Source organism: Buchananella hordeovulneris, from assembly GCF_001907235.1.
GTDB classification, from domain to species: Bacteria; Actinomycetota; Actinomycetes; order Actinomycetales; family Actinomycetaceae; genus Buchananella; species Buchananella hordeovulneris.
This window is the reverse complement of record NZ_MQVS01000010.1, coordinates 48,129-65,565: the sequence shown is the minus strand read 5'-3', so window position 1 is coordinate 65,565 and position 17,437 is coordinate 48,129. Positions and strand designations below refer to the sequence as shown.

Genomic DNA, 17,437 nt, shown 5'->3' with positions numbered 1-17,437 from the left:
CGCCACCGGGCGCTGCGCGCCCGCGGAACCTACTTGACCTTGAACGAGGTGAAGAACTCGTGATCCATTTCCCCGCCCACCTGCCACACCATGAACTGGTCAGGCGCGTCTACCGCGAGGGCGGTAATGAAAGTGACGGGCCCTGCGGGACTTTCGCCGTGCCCGATCTTGGCCTCCACGCCCGGCATGAGCCAATCCTCAGTGTTCTTCAACGTCGAGCCGCTATTTTGCATGGCCCCCATGATCGACGAATCCAGGGTGATGCCTGGGGTGCGCTGGGGGACGTAGGCGGCGTAGTACTGCTTGCCTTCGTGGATAACCGCCCAGAACTTCAACTGCTGCTCGCCAGCGCCGACCTCCTGCACCGTCGGCTGCGCCGGGAACTTTACTTCCATGCGGGCGTTGGACACCACGTTGTCCGCCCCCAGCTCCAGATCGCCAGCCACCTGACCACCAGCGGCAGCCGGGGCGTCGGCGGTGGCCTCGTCCGCCGGGGTAGCCTCCTGCGTTTGGGGGGCGGCCGGGTCCGTGGCCGCAGCAGAGGCGGTTGCCGACGCCGCCGGACGCGACTCGGCCGATTTTTCCCCACCGAACAAGTGGGACGACGCGAAGTAGCCAGCGACAGCCGCCAGGCCCGCCACCAGCACGGTCACCAAGATAGTGACCCAAGAGCGGGACTTTTTCTGCGGGGGATACCCGAGAGTCATTTGTGCCTCCTGTAAGTCAAAACGCCAACACTGTACCGAGCGGGCGGGCCGGTGCACGGGCCGGGCAGATTACAACTTCGTCAACAGGCCAAGCACGACGTCGGCGCTGGCCTGGGCCGCCACCTCCACCCCGACGTGGAACTCCTGGTCGGCGCGCGGGCCGCACAGATCGGACACGCCGCGCACGCTGGCAAACGGAACGGTGTGGGCGAAGCACACCTGCGCCAGGGCCGCGCTTTCCATATCAACCCCGACTGCGTCCGGGAAGAGGGCGCGCACGGCAGCGGCATTGGTGGCGGTCACGAAGGAATTGCCTGACAGTTGCTGTCCCTCATGCAGGCGCGGCAGGGTCTGCGTCCCGGCCTCCACACCAGCGCGGACAGCGGTCAGCAGGCTAGCGGCCGCCGGGAAGCAGGCCGGTTGGCCGGGGATCTGCCCGGGGGCGTAGCCAAAGGCGCGGGCGTCGGCGTCGGCGTAGGCGAAGGAGGTGCCGATCGTGACATCCCGAACCTCGACGGCGGCGCCCAAGCCGCCACAGGTACCGGCCGAGATGACGGGCGGGGGCGGGGCAACGCGCGGCAGCGCGGTCAGCAGCGCCGTGAGGCTGCTGGCGGCCGCGGTCAGACCAATGCCGGTACGCAGCAGCACCACGGGGCGGTCGGCGATTTCCAGTAGTTGGGCGGCGGCACCCCCGGCAGGCCACGGGTGGGCGGCCCGCGCGGCAGCCTCGAACGGGGCGGCCTCCTGCGGCATGGCCACCACGATAACGGCGACGGGCTGACTCATGCGCGGTGCACCTCCTCCCACTCGGCGCGGCCCGCCAGGAAGGCCTCAACGGCGGCCTGGGCGGCCGCCAGCGAGTGGTTCGCGCCCCACCCGCACTGCACCTCGTTGGCGGCCGGGACCTCCCGGGCGGCGAGAATATCGCGGCAGGTGGCCGCCAATATTTCCAGGAACTCCGGCGGCTCCAGCCCGAGGGTGAGGGCGTAGAAGCCCGTCTGGCAGCCCATGGGGGAAAAGTCGAGCAGCTGCGTGGTGTGGTTCCGCATCAATTCGGCCGTCAAGTGCTCGATGGAGTGCACGGCAGCCATCGGCAGGTGCGCCTGGTTGGGCTGGGTGAAGCGCACGTCGTATTTCACGAGCACATCACCCCCGGGCAGGGTCTTGCGGTCAGCCACCCGCACGTAGGGGGCGGCCACCGTCCGGTGGTCCAGGTTGAAGGACTCAGTATTCATGCGCTCAGTCATGTCCTCATTGTTTCGCCTTTCGGTGCGGGCGTCGCGCCCCCGTGTTATGTTGTGCGGACAACAGTCGGTGGGGAGAAAGGCCAAGACCAATGGGCGAGCCGAATCGCGTGCAGCAACTGCGCCAGCGCGTCCTCATTTTCCGGGTGCTCGGGGTCATCTTTGTGGGTATTGCGTTAGTGCAATTGTTTACCCGGGCGCTGCCCCTGTGGGGGTACCTGGTGGCCGCTGTCATCTTCCTGGGGTATGCGGTGATCGTGGGCATGCCCGCGGACCGCGAGCTGCGCCGCCTGCGAAAGTCGGGGCAGGATTCGCGCTAATGGCCCCAAGCCTGCCCGCTCCCGAGCTGGACGGGCGGCCAGTAACTGCCGCGCAACTGACGAACCTGGCGTTGACCGGCTACGGGCACTTCACCACCATGTGTCTAACCGCGCGCGGGGTGCGCGGGTTGACTTTGCACCTGGAACGGTTGGCGGCCGATTGTGCCGCCCTGTTTGGGGTCACGCTCGATGTTGAACATGTGCGCGCCTGCCTGCGGCGCTGGCGCGGCCAGCAGGCCGTGGTGCGGGTGACGATCTTTGACCCGGAGCTGCACCTGGGCAACCTGGCCGCCCCCGCCCACCCGGCTGTCCTGCTCACTGCCCGGCCGTTGCCGCCCGGCTCCCCACTGCGGCTGGCCACCGCGCGCGGGGTGCGCTCCCTGCCGCACCGCAAACACCTCGGGATGTGCCCGGCGCTGTGGGCGGCCCGCACGGCCCGCCTCGCGGGGGCCGACGACGCCCTGCTGCTTACCGCCACCGGCCACATCGCCGAACTGACCACGGCGAACCTGGGGATGGTGCGCGACGGCACCCTCACCTGGGCGCAGGGAGCCAGCCTCGCCGGGGTAACCCAGCGGTTGCTGGACGCTGCCCTGCCGGGCCGCACCCGCTACCAGCCCCTGCGGGTGGCTGACCTGCCGGGCGCCGACCTGGTGCTAGCCACCAACGCCGTCGCGGGCGTGCGAGCGGTGACGCACATCGATGGGCAAGAGCTGCCCAGCGGGCAGGCTGTGCAAGACTGGCTGACACAGGTTTACCGCACCATCCCCGAGGAGCAACCCTGAGCGTCGTGCGCACGCTGATCGTCGATAACTACGACTCTTTCACGTTCAATCTCGCCCAATACCTCGCCCAGCTGACGGGCAGTCTGCCGACGGTGCTGCCCAACGATGCCGCCGACTGGCGGGCGGGCGAGCTGGCGGGCTACGACGCCGTCGTCATCTCGCCGGGCCCCGGCCACCCGGCCCGTCCCCGGGATTTCGGCATCAGCGCCGCCGTCATCGCCGCCGCCCGAGTGCCGGTGCTGGGGGTGTGCCTGGGGCATCAAGGACTGTGTGCCCTGGCGGGGGGCGAGGTGGACCTCGCTCCTGCCCCGTGCCACGGCCGCGAGACCTGGGTGCGGCACGACGGCACGGGGGCGTTCGCGGGCCTGGCGGATCCCACCCGGGTGGTGCGTTACCACTCCCTGGCCGTCACCCGGGTACCGAGCGACTTCGTTGTCAACGCCTGGACGGACGACGGCATCGTCATGGGGGTGCGCCACCGGCAGCTGCCGCGGTGGGGAGTGCAGTTCCACCCCGAGTCGATTCGCACGGAGGCGGGCCTGGCGATGCTCGCCAACTTTATTGACCTGGCCCGCGTGGGCAGCGGCTCGCGCGCCGCCGGGGCGGGAGGTTCCCGCCCCCAGGTGACGCTTCGGCAGGCGGATGGCCGGGCGGCGCAGGAGAGGGGCGGGGCGTCCTCCGCGCCCGCGGGTGCGTCATCCGCCGCCGCGCTCGCTGCGGGCACGCCGCCCGCCGCTACCCCGCGCCGTCGGGTCCGCGTAATCAGTCAGGCCTGCCCGGCCCCGCGCGACACGGCGGCTCTCTTTACTGCCCTGTATGGGCAGAGCAATCCGGCGTTCTGGCTCGACTCGGGGGCGGCGCCCGGCCGCTATTCCATCCTGGGGGACGCCAGCGGGCCCCAGGCTCGCCTGGCCCGCGCCGACGTGGCCACCGGCACCGTCACGGTGCGCGCCGACGGCCAAGACCAGGTGCTAACCACCGACCTCTTCACCTGGCTGGAGCAGGAACTAGCCGGGTGGGAGGTAGAGGGCGACCCGGTGCCGGGCGACTTCGCGCTCGGGTGGGTCGGCTACCTCGGCTACGAATTGAAGGCCCAGTGCGGGGCCGCGGCCGCCCACCGTGCCCCCACGCCCGACGCCGCCCTCCTTTTCGCCGACCGCGCCGTTGTCGTGGACCACGCCACCGCCACCGCCCACCTGCTGACCCTGGCCGGACCGGGCAGCAGGCAGTGGCTGGCCGCCACGGCGGCCGTCGTGGCCAAGGTGCGCGCGGCGCAGGTGAACGCCGCCCCCGGGCCTGGCCCTGGCACGGCTCCCGCCGGTTCCGCCCACCCTGACCCGGCCCCGGCTCCCGCTGGCCCAGCCCCGGCGGCGGCACCCGCCCGGCCGACCCCGGGCGTCGGCCGCCTGAGCGCCCGCCATCCACGGCAGGCCTATTTAGCGCGTATCGCCGACTGCCAGGCGGCCCTGCGGGCCGGGGAAACCTACGAGGTGTGCCTCACCAACCACCTGGCGGCCCCCGGCACCTTGGAGCCGTTGCCCGCCTACCTGCGGCTGCGCCACCTCAGCCCCGCCCCCTACGGGGCCTTCCTGCGCCTAGCGGAGGTGGCGGTGCTCTCCACCTCTCCCGAGCAGTTTCTGCGCGTAGACGCCGCCGGGCACGTGACCTCCCGTCCCATCAAGGGCACCCGCCCGCGCGGCACCACCCCGGCCGCCGACGCCGCGCTCGCGGCCGAGCTGGCCGCCAGCGAGAAGGACCGGGCCGAGAACCTCATGATTGTCGACCTAGTGCGCAATGATCTCGGGGTGTGCGCGGAGCCGGGCACGGTGCGGGTACCGGAAATATTTGCGGTGGAGAGCCACGCGCGCGCCCACCAACTGGTCAGCACGGTGACAGCACAGTTGCGCGCGGGGGTGAGCCCGGTGCGGTGTGTGCAGGCCGCCTTCCCGGGCGGCTCCATGACCGGGGCGCCAAAGCTGCGCACCATGGAGATCATCGACGAGTTGGAGGCTGGGCCGCGGGGTGTCTATTCCGGAGCGCTCGGCTATTTCTCTCTCACTGGCGCGGTGGACCTGTCGATCGTCATCCGCACGCTCGTGGTGCAGCCGCACGCGGTGTCGTTCGGGGTGGGCGGGGCGATCATCGCGCTGTCGGAGCCGGCGGCCGAGTGGCAGGAGACCGTGGTCAAGGCCGCCGCCCTGCTGGATCTGCTCGGGCAAGACTTCCCGGGCTGAAGCGGTCGGCCGGGCTGCGGGCGGACATGGACATGTACACGTGATGTACATGAGGCGAGAACGTGTACATTTTCGCCCCCAAAATGTACATGACGTCCAGATGTTGTCATACCATGTCGCCATGTGGACGAATCCGGATCGGCCGTATCAAACCCTGCCACCACTGCCACCGCAGGCGGAGATCGAGACCCTCGGGGTGTTGCGCCAGCTGGTGGGAACCAGTCGGGCGTTGACCAGACTCGAAGAAGCATGTAGGCGACTGCCCGATCCCACGATGCTCACTAGCACCGTGCCGTTGCTGGAAGCACAAGCCTCCAGCGAGATCGAGAACATCGTCACCACCAACGACGAGTTGTTTCGGGCCGCTCACCTGCCCGCGACTGCGGCAGCCACCCCGGCGGTGAAAGAGGCGCTGCGCTACCGGGAGGCGTTGTGGGCAGGATACGAAGCGCTGAAAGAACGGCCTGTGACGGTCAACACCGCGCGGAAAATCTGCACGGCACTGCGCGGGCACGAAGTCGACGTGCGTTCGCAGCCAGGTACCTTCATTGGCAATCCTGCTACCCGAGAGCGGCTTTACACCCCACCTGAGGGAAGAGAAGTCATACTGTCGCACTTGGCGCGCTGGGAAGAATTCATCAACGACAAGGACCAAGAGTTGGATCCCCTCGTGGTGATGGCACTTCAGCACTACCAGTTCGAAGCGATTCACCCCTTCACCGACGGCAACGGTCGCACTGGTCGCGTCTTAAATCTCTTGGTGCTGTCAGCTTCTGGCATTCTCACGCAACCGGTGTTCTACCTCTCTGGCTACGTGGTGCGTCACAAAGACGAGTATTACGCACGATTGCGGGCCGTCACCGAACGGGATGAGTGGGAAGAGTGGGTCTTGTTCATGCTGCGAGCATGCGAGGTGACAGCCGAGTGGACGTACAGCCTTATCAACCAGATCACCGACCTGCAGGCGAAGGTAGCCAACAAGGTGCGAGAGTTGATCCCACGGGGAGACGCTACGGCCCTAACGGAACTCCTCTTCCGGCAGCCGTATGTGCGCATCGAGGAAGTCGTGCAGCAGAGGTTGGCCCAGCGGCAGACGGCAAGTAAGTGGATGGGAATCCTCAGCGATAACCATGTGCTTCGCAAAGAGAAACATGGCAAGCACGCGGTGTTTATCAACGACAGCCTGCTCGACTTACTCTTCGAGTATCCGCTGGCGTCGTGAGACGATCTAGCAATGAGTAAGCCAGACTTGGTGCTGCCCGCTGCTGTCGTCGCGGGCCAGGCCCCCGCCGCGTGCGCCCCCCGGCCGCTGAGCGTCTTTGACATCTTCCGGGTAGGTATCGGGCCGTCCTCCTCCCACACGGTTGGCCCCATGCGGGCGGCCTTCGTCTTCGCTCGGCGCCTGACCGAACAGCTGGCCGCCCCCGCCGCTCCCACCCTGGGGCGCGTGACCGTCGACCTGTACGGCTCCCTGGGGGCCACCGGGCGCGGGCACGCCACCGACCGCGCCGTTCTGCTGGGCCTGGCCGGGCACAAGCCCGAGAGCGTGTCTTCGGCGGTGGTCGCTGCGGCCCTCCCGCATGTTGGCCAGACCGGCACCACCCCCGTGGCGGGGCGGGAAATTCCCTTCTCGATGGAAGACGACGTGCGCTTCCTGCCCGGCACCTGCCTGGATTACCACGTCAACGGCCTGCGGCTGACAGCCCTGACGCCCGCCGGTGAGCAGATCGCCGTCGGGACCTTTTACTCGGTGGGCGGCGGCTTCGTGATGGAGGAGGGGCCAGACGGGCAGTACGTGGCCCTGGCCAGCGAGACCACGCGGGCCGTCCACGCCATCGCCGCCCCCTACCCGTTCAGCACGGCCGACGAGCTGCTCACCGTCTGCGAGCGGGCCGGACTGGGGGTGGCAGACATTGTGCGCGCCAATGAGGAGGCGGCCCGCAGCGCCACCGAGGTTGATGCCTACCTCGACCACATTCGCGCCGTGATGGAACAGTGCATCGAAGATGGTTGCAGCACCCAGGGGGTCCTGCCGGGTGGCCTGAACGTGACGCGCCGCGCGGCGGCCCTGCGGGCGCAGCTGACCGGCCGTCGCGGGGATGCGGGCGCCTCGTGGCAGTCCGGCAACGACCCGCTGGCGGGCATCGATTGGGTCAACCTCTACGCGTTGGCGGTCAACGAGGAAAATGCGGCCGGACACCGGGTGGTGACCGCCCCCACCAACGGTGCGGCGGGCGTCGTGCCTGCGGTGCTGCAGTACTACCTGCGCTTCGTGCCCGGGGCGAGTGACGCAGGGGCGCGCCGCTTCCTGCTGGCGGCTACCGCGATCGGGGCCCTGATTAAGACCAACGCTTCGATTGCGGGCGCCGAGGTCGGTTGCCAGGGCGAGGTCGGCAGCGCCTCGGCGATGGCGGCCGGCGGGCTGGCTGACGCCCTCGGCGGTACGGCCCGGCAGGTGGAAAACGCTGCCGAGATCGCGATGGAGCACTCGCTAGGGCTGACGTGTGACCCGGTGGCGGGCCTGGTGCAGATTCCCTGCATCGAACGCAACGCCATCGCTGCGGTCAAGGCGATCAATGCGGCGCGCATGGCGCTGTGGGGCGACGGGCGGCACGCCGTGTCGTTGGACACCGTCATTGAAACCATGCGGCAGACGGGGGTGGACATGCTCTCGAAATACAAGGAGACGTCGCTGGGTGGTCTCGCCGTCAATGTCGTGGAGTGCTGAATAAAACGGTAGAGTATGAGCTGCGCCACAGGTGGCGTTGCTGCATCCCGAACGGAGTTGTTTGCCATGTCTTATCCGCCGAGTTCCCCGTCCCCCAACCCGTGGCAGTCTGGTGCGGCAGGTGGCGGTCAGCAACCGCAGGGGCAGCCGGGGAACTATCCCGGTGGTGAGGCGTTGCCGGGTGGCACCTACCCCGGGGGTTATCCGGTGGGCGGGCCGCTGCCGCCCGGCGGGGCCTACCCGAGCGGCCCAGTGCCAGGCACGCCCTATCCCGGGGGGCAGTATCCGGCCGCGGGGGTGCCCCAAGGGGGCTACGGAGCCCCGGGGGGCTACGGTTCGCCGCCGTATGGCATGCCGCCGCAGCGCAAGTCCGGGGCAACGGTGGCCATCCTCATCGCCCTGGTGGCTGTGTTGGCGGTTGGTGGGGGTGTGGCCGCCTTCTTCCTCCTCGGTAAGGACGACGGCAAAGCCACCGTCGCCACCCCGACTGCGCAACCAGATGCGGGGCGGGAGGTGAGAGAGACCGAAGCGCCGTTCGGCACGGATGAGTCGTTTGACGAAGTGGACGAGCCTGGCCCCGGGATCGAAACCATCTTTACTTTCAATCCGCAACCGGGGGAGTGCCTGAACTGGCCGCGCTTCTACGGCGGGGCCGTCGGTCAGCCGGACACCGTGGATTGCAGCGAGACCCACGACGGTGAGGTCATGGAAGTTGCCCCGCTGCCGTCCGCCGAGTACCCGGGCGAGGACAACCTGTTGGGCATTCTTGAGCCGTTGTGCGTCAAGGCGTTCAGGGACTATGTCGGCATCGACTACGGCCAGTCGCAGTACGAGGTGTACATGACCGGCCCCAGCCAGGTGGAGTACGAACTCGGTGCCCGCAACTACGCCTGCTACGCCATCGGGCGGCAGGCCGGGCAGATGCAGGGCTCGGTGAAAGGCGCCAAGAAGTAGGCCCACCACCGCCCGAACTCCTAATTGCTCCTAATTGCTCCCAAATTAGGAGTTCGGGGGCTGGTGGCCCGCTAGCCGTCAGCGTCGGCCCGCCACCGGCGCGCCGCCCCGGCCCCGGTGAGGACCGCCCCCCACAGCCCCAGCAACACCAGCCCGCGCCCGCTCGGCCCGGCGGTCAGCAGTTCCGGCAGGGCCGCCGACGGCAGCCACCGCGCCACCGACGGCAGGCCCCCCAGCACGACGGGAGCCACCAGCAGTCCGAGCAGCGCCACGGTCAGGGTGGGCACCAGGCGCCGCGTCAGGCTACCGAGCAGATGGGTGAGGAAGCCGATGGCCGCGAGATAGGCCACCACCCAGCCGCCGACCTGGATCCAGCCACTCGCGGTGCCCGCCGTGGATGGATGGCCCGTGCTGGCGACGGCCCCGGCCGCCCCCGCCCCCAGCGCGGTGGCGCCGACCGCGACCACCGCGCCGACCACCACCAAACCCAACGCGGCCACCGCCTGGGCGGCGCCCCGCCCGGGGCGCGGGCAGGCCAGGCGGGCGGTGAGGTACTGCCGCCCCGCGTACTCGTGCCCCCGCGGCAGCGCCCCAAGCAGCGCCAACACGGCCGCCAGATAGGGGGCAGCGCCGACTAATACCGTCGGCAGGCTGGCAGGGGTGGGCCCGGCGGGCAGTCCCGCCAACGCTGGGCCGAGCAGTGCCCCGCAGGTGGCGGTGCCCGCCAGCGTCCACCACGTCAGCGGCAGAGTGGACAGTTTGCGCAGCTCCGCCGCTAGCGGGCGTGGGCACCGACGCGACCGCCGGCAGGCCGTCGCGGCGCTCATGCGTCACGCCTGTCGAGCAAGACCGCCGCGAGCGCCAGCAACCCCACCGCCCAGGCGCTCAGCACCAGCCCACCCACTAGAGGACCGGGCCCGCCCAGCTCGTCCGCCTCCAAACCGAAGAGGTTGCGGGCCGCGGCGTCGGGCAGCCACCGGGCCGCGGGCAGCACCCGGATGGCCAGCAGCGAGACGGACACGAGGGAGGAATTGACCACCAGGAGCACCAGGGGCACCACCTCGCTGCGGGCCAGGGCCGTCAGGGCCAGGGCGATGACCGCCATCCCGGCCCAGTACCCGCCGGAGCGCGCCACCCTAGCCAGCGCCTGCCCGGTCGGCACCGTCTCGGCGGCAGCGGGCAGGAGGCCGCGGGCCGTCGCCCAGCAGGCCACCAGGATGAGCATGCCAACCACCGCGGCCGCCCCCGCCACCAGCAGCGCCTTGGTGGCCAGGAGGCGCCGTCGGTGGGGGAGGGCCAACAGGGTGGTGGTGATGCCGCGCCCACCCGGCCCGTCGACCTGCTCAGCGGCGTACTCGGCGCCGCTACTGGCCGCACCCCAGACGACGGCGAGCACCGTGAGGGCGATGGCGGGCGCGGATTGCGCGGTGTCGAACGGCGAGGTGCTGGCCAAGTTGGCCACCTCGCCAGTGATCAGGGCTTGGCGCACGGTCAGGGCGTTGAGCACGGTCAGGGCTAGCGAGCCGAGCCCGCCCACTCCCAGGGCGATCCAGGTGGAGCGCAAAGTCAGGAACTTGCGGACCTCGGCCCGCAGATAGGCGCGCTTCATGCCGCCACCTGTGGCGGGTGCGGAGCGGCGGTGTGAGCAAAGTAGGCGCTCTCCAGGTCGGCGTGCGGGCCGACGACCGCATCCACCGGCCCAGCCGCTACGATGCGGCCGCTGCTGATGAGGACGACGTCGTCGGCCAGGCCCGCCACCTCGCCGATCAGGTGGGAGGACAGCAAGACCGCGCCCCCGGCCGCGGCGTGGCCCCGCAGCAGCTCCCGCAGCCACCGGATCCCCTCCGGGTCCAGGCCGTTGAACGGTTCGTCCAACACCAGGCCTTCCGGTTCGCCGAGCAGGGCCGCGGCCAGGCCGAGTCGTTGCCCCATGCCTAAGGAGTAGGTGCCCACGCGCCGCCGTGCCGCCTCCCGCAGTCCGACGACGGTCAGCACCTCATCCACCCGCCGAGCGGGCAGGTCCGCGGCGGCCGCCAGCCACGCCAGGTGGGAACGCCCGGTGCGGGAGCGGTGCGCCCCAGGCCCGCCGAGCACCGCCCCGACAGTGCGCGCCGGGCAGGCCAGCTCCCGGTAGGGACGCCCCGCGACAGTGGCGGTGCCCGCGTCGGGCCGGTCCAGGCCAAGCAGAATCCGCAGCGTGGAAGACTTTCCCGCCCCGTTGGCGCCCAGGAAGGCGGTAACCCGGCCGCGACGGGCAGCGAAACTGACGTCGGTAAGCACCGGGCGGGCCCCCCGCCGTTTCGTGACAGCAGCAATCTCAAACATGCCGCCAATTGCAGCCGCCGCGGCGGCTGGGCCGCTTCCTCCGGGCGGGCGGCAGCCAGACGCCGACTGCCCGCCCGGTCTCTCGGACCACGGTCCGATGCGGCACCGTGGCCCGGCCGCCTACCATCGGGACGTGCACACGCTCCCCCGCCCCCAACGTCAACCCGCCGCCTGGGGAATCACCGCCGGGCTGATCGGGTTCATCGTGCTGGTGAGCAGCGTGAGCGGAACGGACTCCCGCGGCATGACCGCGCTGCTCGTGGGCGGCATGGCGGTCGGGCTCGGCAGCGTCGTCGCCTGGGCGCTGGCCCGCGCCCGCGCGGCCCGTACCCAGTACGAGGACGCCCTGACCCAGTGGGCGGCAGCCAACGCCGTGCAGGCAGAACGCCTAGCCATCGCCCGCGAACTGCACGACCTCGCGTCCCACGGCCTCGGCATGATCACCGTCCGCGCCGCCGCCGCCCGCTACACCGCCGCCAACCCGGCCGGGGCGGGGGAGGACCCGCAGGCCGCCCTGGCAGACATCGAGACCATCGCCCGCCAGGCCACCACGGAACTGCGGCGCATGGTGCAGGTGCTGCGCAGCCCCGACCAGGCGGCGCCGCTGCAACCCACCGCCACCCTGGCCGACCTGCCTGCCCTCGTCGCGGCCGTGGCCGTCGGTGGCGTCGACGCCCACCTCCAGCTGACGGCCGCAGACAACATCGGCCCTGACCTCGCCCCCACCGTGTGCGCGCTCGTACGCGAAGGGCTGGCTAACGTCGTGCGCCACGCCGCCCCCACCACCGCCACCGTCACCGTTGACGCGACCGGTCCCCACGTCCGCCTCACCATCACCGATGCCGGGCCCGCCCCCGGCCGTACCGCCCAACCGGTCGGCCCCGGGGCCGGGCAGGGACTAGCCGGGGCCCGCGAGCGCGCCACCGCCGTTGGCGGTAGCCTGCAGGCCGGCCCGTGCGGCCCCGGCTGGCAGCTGGAGGCAAGCCTGCCTCGGCAGGTGACACCGTGACGTCGGGCCCCAGAGTGCTGGTCGTCGACGACCAGGAACTATTGCGCCACTCCTTCAGCCTCATCCTGGACAGCGGCGGTTGCGAAGTTGTCGGGCAGGCTGCCACCGGCCGCGCTGCCCTTGAACTGGCCCGTCAAACGCGCCCCGATGTGGTCCTCATGGACATCCGGATGCCGGACGGCGACGGTATTGCCGCCACCGCCGCGCTCGCGGCCGATCCGGTGACGGCCACCGCCCGGGTGTTGGTGCTGACCATGTTCGAGCTCGACGAATACGTGGTGGGGGCGTTGCGGGCCGGGGCGGCCGGCTTCCTGTTGAAGGACACCCAACCGGAACGGCTGGTGGAGGCCGTGCGGCGCGTGGCGGCGGGGGAGAGCCTGGTGGCACCCCAGGTGTTGACGCGGTTGATCGCCCGCTACGTGACGGCCGGCCCTAGCCCGACGCGGCGCGAGCTGGCGGGTTTGACGCCCCGCGAGGTGGAGGTGCTGCGCCTGGTGGCCGCCGGGCGGGCCAACAGCGAGATCGCGGTCGCGCTCGGTATCTCCAGTGGCACCCTGAAGACCCACATCGGCCACCTGCTGGCCAAGCTGCAGGCACGCGATCGGGCGCAGCTAGTGATAGCGGCCTACGAGGCGGGATTGGTGGTGCCCCAGGGAAGGTAGGGGGCGGGACTCGCGGAACGGGGCAGTGGTCGCGTCCCGCGCTGGGGTTCCAGGGCGGTGACACACAATCCGTCAACCCGAACGACGTGGTCGCGTCCCGCGCCGGGGTCCCAGGGCGGCTAGGCGGTGGGCCAGGTGGCGGGGCTGGGGGTGCCGCGGCTGCCAGCGGGCTGACAGGTGGGGCACCAAAACAGGTTGCGACCGGCCAGGGTCTCGCGGGCAATGGGGTTGCCGCAGACGTAGCAGGCTTGCCCGGCCCGGCGGTAGGCGTAGACCTCGCCGCCGTGGGCGTCGTCACGTTGGGGTCGGCCCATTGCGGCAGGTAGGTGTGCGGGGGCGACGGTGTCGATGGAACCGGTGCGGACGGCGTGGGTCATTAGCTCCACCAAGTCGGCCCACACGGAGGCAAAGACGGCCGCGGGCAGGTGCTTGCCGGGCAGGTGCGGGTCGATGGCGTGCCGGAAGAGCACCTCGATGCGGAAAATGTTGCCCACCCCCGCGAAGAGCTTTTGGTCTAGCAGGAGCTGGGCCAAGGGCTGGGAGGAGCGTTGCAGGCGTTGCCAGGTGGGGGCGGGATCGGCGGCGGGCCGGAGCGGATCGGGCCCACTGCTGCGCACCACGTCGGCCCGCTCGGCGGGGGTGAGGAGGCGGCACCATTGGGGGCCGCGGAGGTCAGCGGCGTGCGTGGTGTTGGCGACGCGCAGGCGGAGGGTCTCGGGGCTGGCGGGCGGTTGCAGGGGGCCGAGGCGGAGTTTGCCGATGAGGCCGAGGTGAATCCAGACGGTGCGCTGCCCGGCAAAGTCGAGCAGCAGGTGCTTACCGAGCGCCTCGGCACCGGTGAGGACGCTGCCGTCTAGCAGGGCGGCGGCGGCCGCGAAGCGACCTTGGGGGCTGGTGACCGCTACGGCCTGGCCCGCGAAGGTGCGGGTGAAGGCGGCGGCGAGGCGATGAATGACGTGGCCCTCGGGCATGGCGGCTCCTTTCTGTCCCAGGCTACGGGGTGCGGGCGGGTGGAAGGCACGCTGTCAGGGGACTCACAGGGGACACGCCCTACCCGCCTCGTTATCTAATCGTTATATTCACAGGCGGGGTGGGGAGTGTGTGCGGGTTGTCCACAGGGAGGAATGACACGCTTGTCATTAGCGCACCTGCTGTCCGGCGCACGGAGCCTGGCAAAGGTCGCCCGCGCCGGGCAGGGGAGAGTGGGAGGCTATCCACCGGGTGTCCACAGGGGGAGTTCGGCAACTGTGAGCGACACGCCGGACCACGACATCTTGGGGTGGTGGCATCACTCCACCCCAAGGGGTAGTGTTCAAAGCCCGCGCAGCCGTCGGCTCGCCGGGAAATGACAGTCAGGTAATTTGCGGTAAGTCCAGGGCAAAACCCGGGCCACCCCCAAAGCGAAGGAACGACGAAGATGAGCATCACGGTCTACTCCAAGCCCCGCTGCGTGCAGTGTGACGCCACCTACCGCGCCTTCAACAAGGCCGGGGTTGATTACCGCGTGGTCGACCTCACCGAGGATGTCGCCGCCCTCGATCTGGTCCGTTCCCTGGGCTACACGCAGGCCCCCGTCGTCGTCGCCGGCGACGAGCACTGGGCTGGGTTCCGCCCCGACCGCATCAAGGCCGCCGCCGCAGCCGCCGCCGAAAGTGCCACGCTGGTAGCTATCTAGGCGCAGCGATGGCGGGCCGCAGGAGTAACTGCGGCCCGCTGCCTGTCGCCCAACAGGGGAGGGATAGTGACGACAACCGACCGCGCGCCGCACCAACCGCAAGTGGTTTACTTCTCGTCGGTGTCGCAAAACACGCACCGTTTCGTCGCTCGCCTCGCCCTGCCCGCCCACCGCATTCCCCTCCGCGCCACCGACGCCCCGCTGCTGGTCACCGAGCCCTACGTCCTGATCGTGCCGACCTACGGGGGTGGCAGCCAGAAAGGTGCCGTGCCCAAACAGGTCATTCGTTTCCTGAATGTCAAGGAAAACCGGGAACTGTGCCGCGGCGTCATTACGGGGGGAAACACCAACTTCGGTAGCGCCTACGGACTGGCAGGCGACATCGTCGCCGCCAAGCTGGGGGTGCCACTGCTGTACAGATTTGAACTCTTAGGAACAAACGACGACGTGCAAAACGTCGTGGAGGGATTGAAAAAGCTGTGGCAGAAACTCTGACGGACACCGGTACCGAAGAAGTCAGCGACCCGGGCTTGGACTACCACGCGCTCAACGCCAAGCTCAACCTGTACGACGCCGACGGCAAGATCCAGTTCGACGCCGACCGGGCGGCGGCGCGCCAGTACTTCTTGCAGCACGTCAACCAGAACACGGTCTTCTTCCACGACTTGGAAGAAAAGCTCACCTACCTGGTTGACGAGGGTTACTACGAAAAGCCAGTCCTGGACCAGTACGACTTCGCCTTCGTCAAGGAGCTTTTCAAACAGGCCTACGCCCACAAGTTCCGGTTCCAGACCTTCCTCGGAGCCTTCAAGTACTACACCAGCTACACGCTGAAGACCTTCGACGGCAAACGGTACCTGGAGCGTTTCGAGGACCGCGTGTGCATGGTGGCGTTGACGCTAGCGCGTGGCGACGAAGAGCTGGCCCGCACCCTCGTCGACGAGATCATTGAGGGCCGCTTCCAGCCCGCCACCCCCACCTTCCTCAACTGCGGCAAGGCCCAGCGCGGCGAGCTGGTCTCCTGCTTCTTGTTGCGCATCGAGGACAACATGGAGTCCATCGCGCGCGGAGTCAACTCGGCGCTGCAGCTTTCCAAGCGCGGCGGCGGCGTGGCGTTGCTGCTATCCAACCTGCGCGAGTACGGCGCCCCGATCAAGCGGATCGAGAACCAGTCCAGCGGGGTGATCCCCGTCATGAAGCTGCTGGAGGACTCCTTCTCCTACGCCAACCAGCTCGGGGCCCGGCAGGGCGCGGGGGCCGTCTACCTGCACGCCCACCACCCTGACATCATGCGCTTCTTGGATACCAAGCGAGAAAACGCGGACGAAAAGATCCGCATCAAGACCCTGTCACTGGGGGTGGTTATTCCCGACATCACCTTCGAGCTGGCGCGCAACAACGAGGACATGTACCTCTTCAGCCCCTACGACGTCGAACGCGTCTACGGGGTGCCGTTCGCGGAAATCAACGTCACTGAGAAGTACCGCGAGATGGTCGACAACGGCAAGATTCGCAAGAAGAAGATCAAGGCCCGGGAGTTCTTCCAGACCCTGGCGGAGATCCAGTTCGAATCTGGCTACCCCTACATCATGTTCGAGGACACCGTGAACCGGGCCAACCCGATCGCGGGCAAGATCACGCACTCCAATCTGTGCTCTGAGATCCTGCAGGTTTCTACCGCCTCCGAGCTCAACGAGGACTTGTCTTATGCCCACGTGGGGAAGGACATCTCCTGCAACCTGGGGTCGATGAACATTGCGCTCGCGATGGACTCCCGGGACCTTGGCAAGACGGTGGCTACGGCGGTGCGGGCCCTGACGGCCGTCTCCGACTCGACCTCAATCGGGTCGGTGCCCTCCATCGATCGCGGCAACCGCGAATCGCACGCCATCGGGTTGGGGCAGATGAATCTGCACGGCTTCTTGGCGCGGGAACGCATTCACTACGGCTCCCCCGAGGCATTGGATTTCGTCAACGTCTACTTCGCCACCGTCCTCTTCCACGCTCTACGCGAGTCCAACCGTTTGGCCATTGAACGGGGAGAGACATTCGTGGGGTTCGCCGAGTCGAAGTACGCCAGCGGGGAGTTCTTCGAAAAGTACCTCACTGAGTCGTTCGCGCCGACGACGCCACGGGTGCAGGAGTTGTTCGCCGGGCACTTCATCCCCACGATCGACGACTGGCGGGAGCTGGCTGCCTCGGTGCAGGAGCACGGCATCTACAACCAGAACCTGCAAGCCATTCCGCCCACCGGGTCGATCTCGTACATCAACCACTCCACCTCCTCCATTCACCCGATCGTCTCCAAGGTGGAGATCCGCAAGGAAGGCAAGCTCGGGCGCGTGTACTACCCAGCGCCGTTCATGACGAACGACAACCTGGAGTACTACACGGATGCCTACGAGATCGGCTACGAGAAACTCATCGACACCTACGCGGTGGCCACGCAGCATGTTGACCAAGGTCTGAGCCTGACCCTGTTCTTCAAGGACACCGTGACTACTCGCGACGTCAACCGGGCCCAGATCTATGCCTGGCGCAAGGGCATCAAGTCGATCTATTACATCCGGTTGCGGCAGATGGCGTTGAGCGGGACCCAGGTCGACGACTGCGTGTCCTGCATGCTGTAGGGCACGGGGCGCCGGGACCGGGCTGGCGGGCGCGGCCCCTCGGGTGCGGTGTAGGCCCCGGGGTGCTGGGTTTGTTGGCGGTTGGGGGCGCCGGGCGGGAGCCGTCCGGCGCCCCCAACCGTTGACCGTGGCGCATAACGCTGGCCGTACCCCCAACCGCTGGC

At 69.0% G+C, this 17,437-nt stretch carries 18 protein-coding genes; 11 read left to right on the top strand and 7 right to left on the bottom strand.

The genetic code is table 11. The annotated features are described in order from the left end of the window. Positions 1 to 29: 29 nt before the first annotated feature. The 3 genes from BSZ40_RS09335 to BSZ40_RS09325 all read right to left on the bottom strand — a co-directional run bounded on the left by BSZ40_RS09335 (position 30) and on the right by BSZ40_RS09325 (position 1,954). Positions 30 to 707, bottom strand: coding sequence for a hypothetical protein (locus BSZ40_RS09335; protein ID WP_073825635.1), 678 nt, complete (start codon positions 705 to 707; stop codon positions 30 to 32). A gap of 69 nt (positions 708 to 776) precedes the next feature. Continuing rightward, positions 777 to 1,493, bottom strand: a complete 717-nt coding sequence (gene mtnN, locus BSZ40_RS09330) for a 5'-methylthioadenosine/S-adenosylhomocysteine nucleosidase (protein WP_073825632.1) — start codon at positions 1,491 to 1,493, stop codon at positions 777 to 779. Further along, positions 1,490 to 1,954: an S-ribosylhomocysteine lyase gene (locus BSZ40_RS09325; protein ID WP_073825631.1), complete on the bottom strand. Its 465-nt coding sequence runs from the start codon at positions 1,952 to 1,954 to the stop codon at positions 1,490 to 1,492. The genes mtnN and BSZ40_RS09325 overlap by 4 nt, the downstream gene beginning before the upstream one ends. 89 nt (positions 1,955 to 2,043) lie before the next feature. Between BSZ40_RS09325 and BSZ40_RS11935 the strand changes: the two genes are divergently transcribed. The 6 genes from BSZ40_RS11935 (at position 2,044) to BSZ40_RS11365 (ending at position 8,972) form a co-directional block, all read left to right on the top strand. Continuing rightward, positions 2,044 to 2,271, top strand: coding sequence for a hypothetical protein (locus BSZ40_RS11935; protein ID WP_073825628.1), 228 nt, complete (start codon positions 2,044 to 2,046; stop codon positions 2,269 to 2,271). Continuing rightward, positions 2,271 to 3,056, top strand: coding sequence for an aminotransferase class IV (locus tag BSZ40_RS09315; protein ID WP_073825627.1), 786 nt, complete (start codon positions 2,271 to 2,273; stop codon positions 3,054 to 3,056). The genes BSZ40_RS11935 and BSZ40_RS09315 overlap by 1 nt, the downstream gene beginning before the upstream one ends. Before the next feature lie 5 nt (positions 3,057 to 3,061). Continuing rightward, positions 3,062 to 5,290: an aminodeoxychorismate synthase component I gene (gene pabB, locus BSZ40_RS09310; protein ID WP_073825624.1), complete on the top strand. Its 2,229-nt coding sequence runs from the start codon at positions 3,062 to 3,064 to the stop codon at positions 5,288 to 5,290. 121 nt (positions 5,291 to 5,411) lie between these two features. Further along, positions 5,412 to 6,512: a Fic family protein gene (locus tag BSZ40_RS09305; RefSeq protein WP_073825621.1), complete on the top strand. Its 1,101-nt coding sequence runs from the start codon at positions 5,412 to 5,414 to the stop codon at positions 6,510 to 6,512. A gap of 12 nt (positions 6,513 to 6,524) precedes the next feature. Continuing rightward, positions 6,525 to 8,018 carry an L-serine ammonia-lyase gene (locus tag BSZ40_RS09300; protein ID WP_073825618.1) on the top strand — a complete coding sequence of 498 codons (1,494 nt, stop codon included), beginning with the start codon at positions 6,525 to 6,527 and terminating at the stop codon, positions 8,016 to 8,018. Between the two features lie 66 nt (positions 8,019 to 8,084). Next, positions 8,085 to 8,972 carry a septum formation family protein gene (locus tag BSZ40_RS11365; RefSeq protein WP_158020890.1) on the top strand — a complete coding sequence of 296 codons (888 nt, stop codon included), beginning with the start codon at positions 8,085 to 8,087 and terminating at the stop codon, positions 8,970 to 8,972. A gap of 71 nt (positions 8,973 to 9,043) precedes the next feature. Here BSZ40_RS11365 and BSZ40_RS09290 read toward each other — a convergent pair whose 3' ends face one another. Genes BSZ40_RS09290 through BSZ40_RS09280 form a run of 3 tightly spaced genes read right to left on the bottom strand, consistent with a single transcriptional unit; the run spans position 9,044 to position 11,297 of the window. Beyond that, the gene (locus BSZ40_RS09290; protein ID WP_073825612.1) at positions 9,044 to 9,799 is read right to left on the bottom strand and encodes a hypothetical protein; all 756 of its coding nucleotides are present in this window, start codon (positions 9,797 to 9,799) and stop codon (positions 9,044 to 9,046) included. Continuing rightward, a complete protein-coding gene (locus BSZ40_RS09285) occupies positions 9,796 to 10,581 on the bottom strand; it encodes a hypothetical protein (protein WP_073825610.1) in 786 nt (261 codons plus the stop codon). Before BSZ40_RS09285 ends, BSZ40_RS09290 begins: the two co-directional genes overlap by 4 nt. Further along, positions 10,578 to 11,297 carry an ATP-binding cassette domain-containing protein gene (locus BSZ40_RS09280; protein ID WP_073825607.1) on the bottom strand — a complete coding sequence of 240 codons (720 nt, stop codon included), beginning with the start codon at positions 11,295 to 11,297 and terminating at the stop codon, positions 10,578 to 10,580. The genes BSZ40_RS09285 and BSZ40_RS09280 overlap by 4 nt, the downstream gene beginning before the upstream one ends. A gap of 133 nt (positions 11,298 to 11,430) precedes the next feature. On the opposite strand from BSZ40_RS09280, the gene BSZ40_RS12405 reads away from it, so the two are divergent. Both BSZ40_RS12405 and BSZ40_RS09270 read left to right on the top strand, forming a co-directional pair. Beyond that, positions 11,431 to 12,306 carry a sensor histidine kinase gene (locus BSZ40_RS12405; RefSeq protein WP_073825701.1) on the top strand — a complete coding sequence of 292 codons (876 nt, stop codon included), beginning with the start codon at positions 11,431 to 11,433 and terminating at the stop codon, positions 12,304 to 12,306. Continuing rightward, a complete protein-coding gene (locus BSZ40_RS09270; RefSeq protein ID WP_073825605.1) occupies positions 12,303 to 12,968 on the top strand; it encodes a response regulator in 666 nt (221 codons plus the stop codon). The genes BSZ40_RS12405 and BSZ40_RS09270 overlap by 4 nt, the downstream gene beginning before the upstream one ends. A gap of 119 nt (positions 12,969 to 13,087) precedes the next feature. Here the strand turns inward: BSZ40_RS09270 and BSZ40_RS09265 are convergent, their stop codons facing one another. Further along, positions 13,088 to 13,939 carry an Fpg/Nei family DNA glycosylase gene (locus BSZ40_RS09265; RefSeq protein WP_073825602.1) on the bottom strand — a complete coding sequence of 284 codons (852 nt, stop codon included), beginning with the start codon at positions 13,937 to 13,939 and terminating at the stop codon, positions 13,088 to 13,090. Positions 13,940 to 14,385: 446 nt separating this feature from the next. Between BSZ40_RS09265 and nrdH the strand changes: the two genes are divergently transcribed. The 3 genes from nrdH (at position 14,386) to nrdE (ending at position 17,273) form a co-directional block, all read left to right on the top strand. After that, on the top strand, positions 14,386 to 14,643 hold the full coding sequence (gene nrdH / locus BSZ40_RS09260) for a glutaredoxin-like protein NrdH (protein ID WP_073825600.1): 258 nt from the start codon (positions 14,386 to 14,388) through the stop codon (positions 14,641 to 14,643). Between the two features lie 66 nt (positions 14,644 to 14,709). Continuing rightward, positions 14,710 to 15,138, top strand: coding sequence for a class Ib ribonucleoside-diphosphate reductase assembly flavoprotein NrdI (gene nrdI / locus BSZ40_RS09255; RefSeq protein WP_073825598.1), 429 nt, complete (start codon positions 14,710 to 14,712; stop codon positions 15,136 to 15,138). Further along, positions 15,123 to 17,273, top strand: coding sequence for a class 1b ribonucleoside-diphosphate reductase subunit alpha (nrdE, locus tag BSZ40_RS09250; RefSeq protein ID WP_073825595.1), 2,151 nt, complete (start codon positions 15,123 to 15,125; stop codon positions 17,271 to 17,273). Before nrdI ends, nrdE begins: the two co-directional genes overlap by 16 nt. The last annotated feature ends 164 nt before the right edge of the window (positions 17,274 to 17,437 follow it).

Bases quoted from the DNA above. Each gene is read 5' to 3' on its own strand.
- BSZ40_RS09335 (WP_073825635.1), bottom strand. From the start codon at position 707: ATGACTCTCGGGTATCCCCCGCAGAAAAAGTCCCGCTCTTGGGTCACT.
- mtnN (WP_073825632.1), bottom strand. From the start codon at position 1,493: ATGAGTCAGCCCGTCGCCGTTATCGTGGTGGCCATGCCGCAGGAGGCC.
- BSZ40_RS09325 (WP_073825631.1), bottom strand. From the start codon at position 1,954: ATGACTGAGCGCATGAATACTGAGTCCTTCAACCTGGACCACCGGACG.
- BSZ40_RS11935 (WP_073825628.1), top strand. From the start codon at position 2,044: ATGGGCGAGCCGAATCGCGTGCAGCAACTGCGCCAGCGCGTCCTCATT.
- BSZ40_RS09315 (WP_073825627.1), top strand. From the start codon at position 2,271: ATGGCCCCAAGCCTGCCCGCTCCCGAGCTGGACGGGCGGCCAGTAACT.
- BSZ40_RS09305 (WP_073825621.1), top strand. From the start codon at position 5,412: ATGTGGACGAATCCGGATCGGCCGTATCAAACCCTGCCACCACTGCCA.
- BSZ40_RS09300 (WP_073825618.1), top strand. From the start codon at position 6,525: ATGAGTAAGCCAGACTTGGTGCTGCCCGCTGCTGTCGTCGCGGGCCAG.
- BSZ40_RS11365 (WP_158020890.1), top strand. From the start codon at position 8,085: ATGTCTTATCCGCCGAGTTCCCCGTCCCCCAACCCGTGGCAGTCTGGT.
- BSZ40_RS09290 (WP_073825612.1), bottom strand. From the start codon at position 9,799: ATGAGCGCCGCGACGGCCTGCCGGCGGTCGCGTCGGTGCCCACGCCCG.
- BSZ40_RS09285 (WP_073825610.1), bottom strand. From the start codon at position 10,581: ATGAAGCGCGCCTATCTGCGGGCCGAGGTCCGCAAGTTCCTGACTTTG.
- BSZ40_RS09280 (WP_073825607.1), bottom strand. From the start codon at position 11,297: ATGTTTGAGATTGCTGCTGTCACGAAACGGCGGGGGGCCCGCCCGGTG.
- BSZ40_RS09265 (WP_073825602.1), bottom strand. From the start codon at position 13,939: ATGCCCGAGGGCCACGTCATTCATCGCCTCGCCGCCGCCTTCACCCGC.
- nrdH (WP_073825600.1), top strand. From the start codon at position 14,386: ATGAGCATCACGGTCTACTCCAAGCCCCGCTGCGTGCAGTGTGACGCC.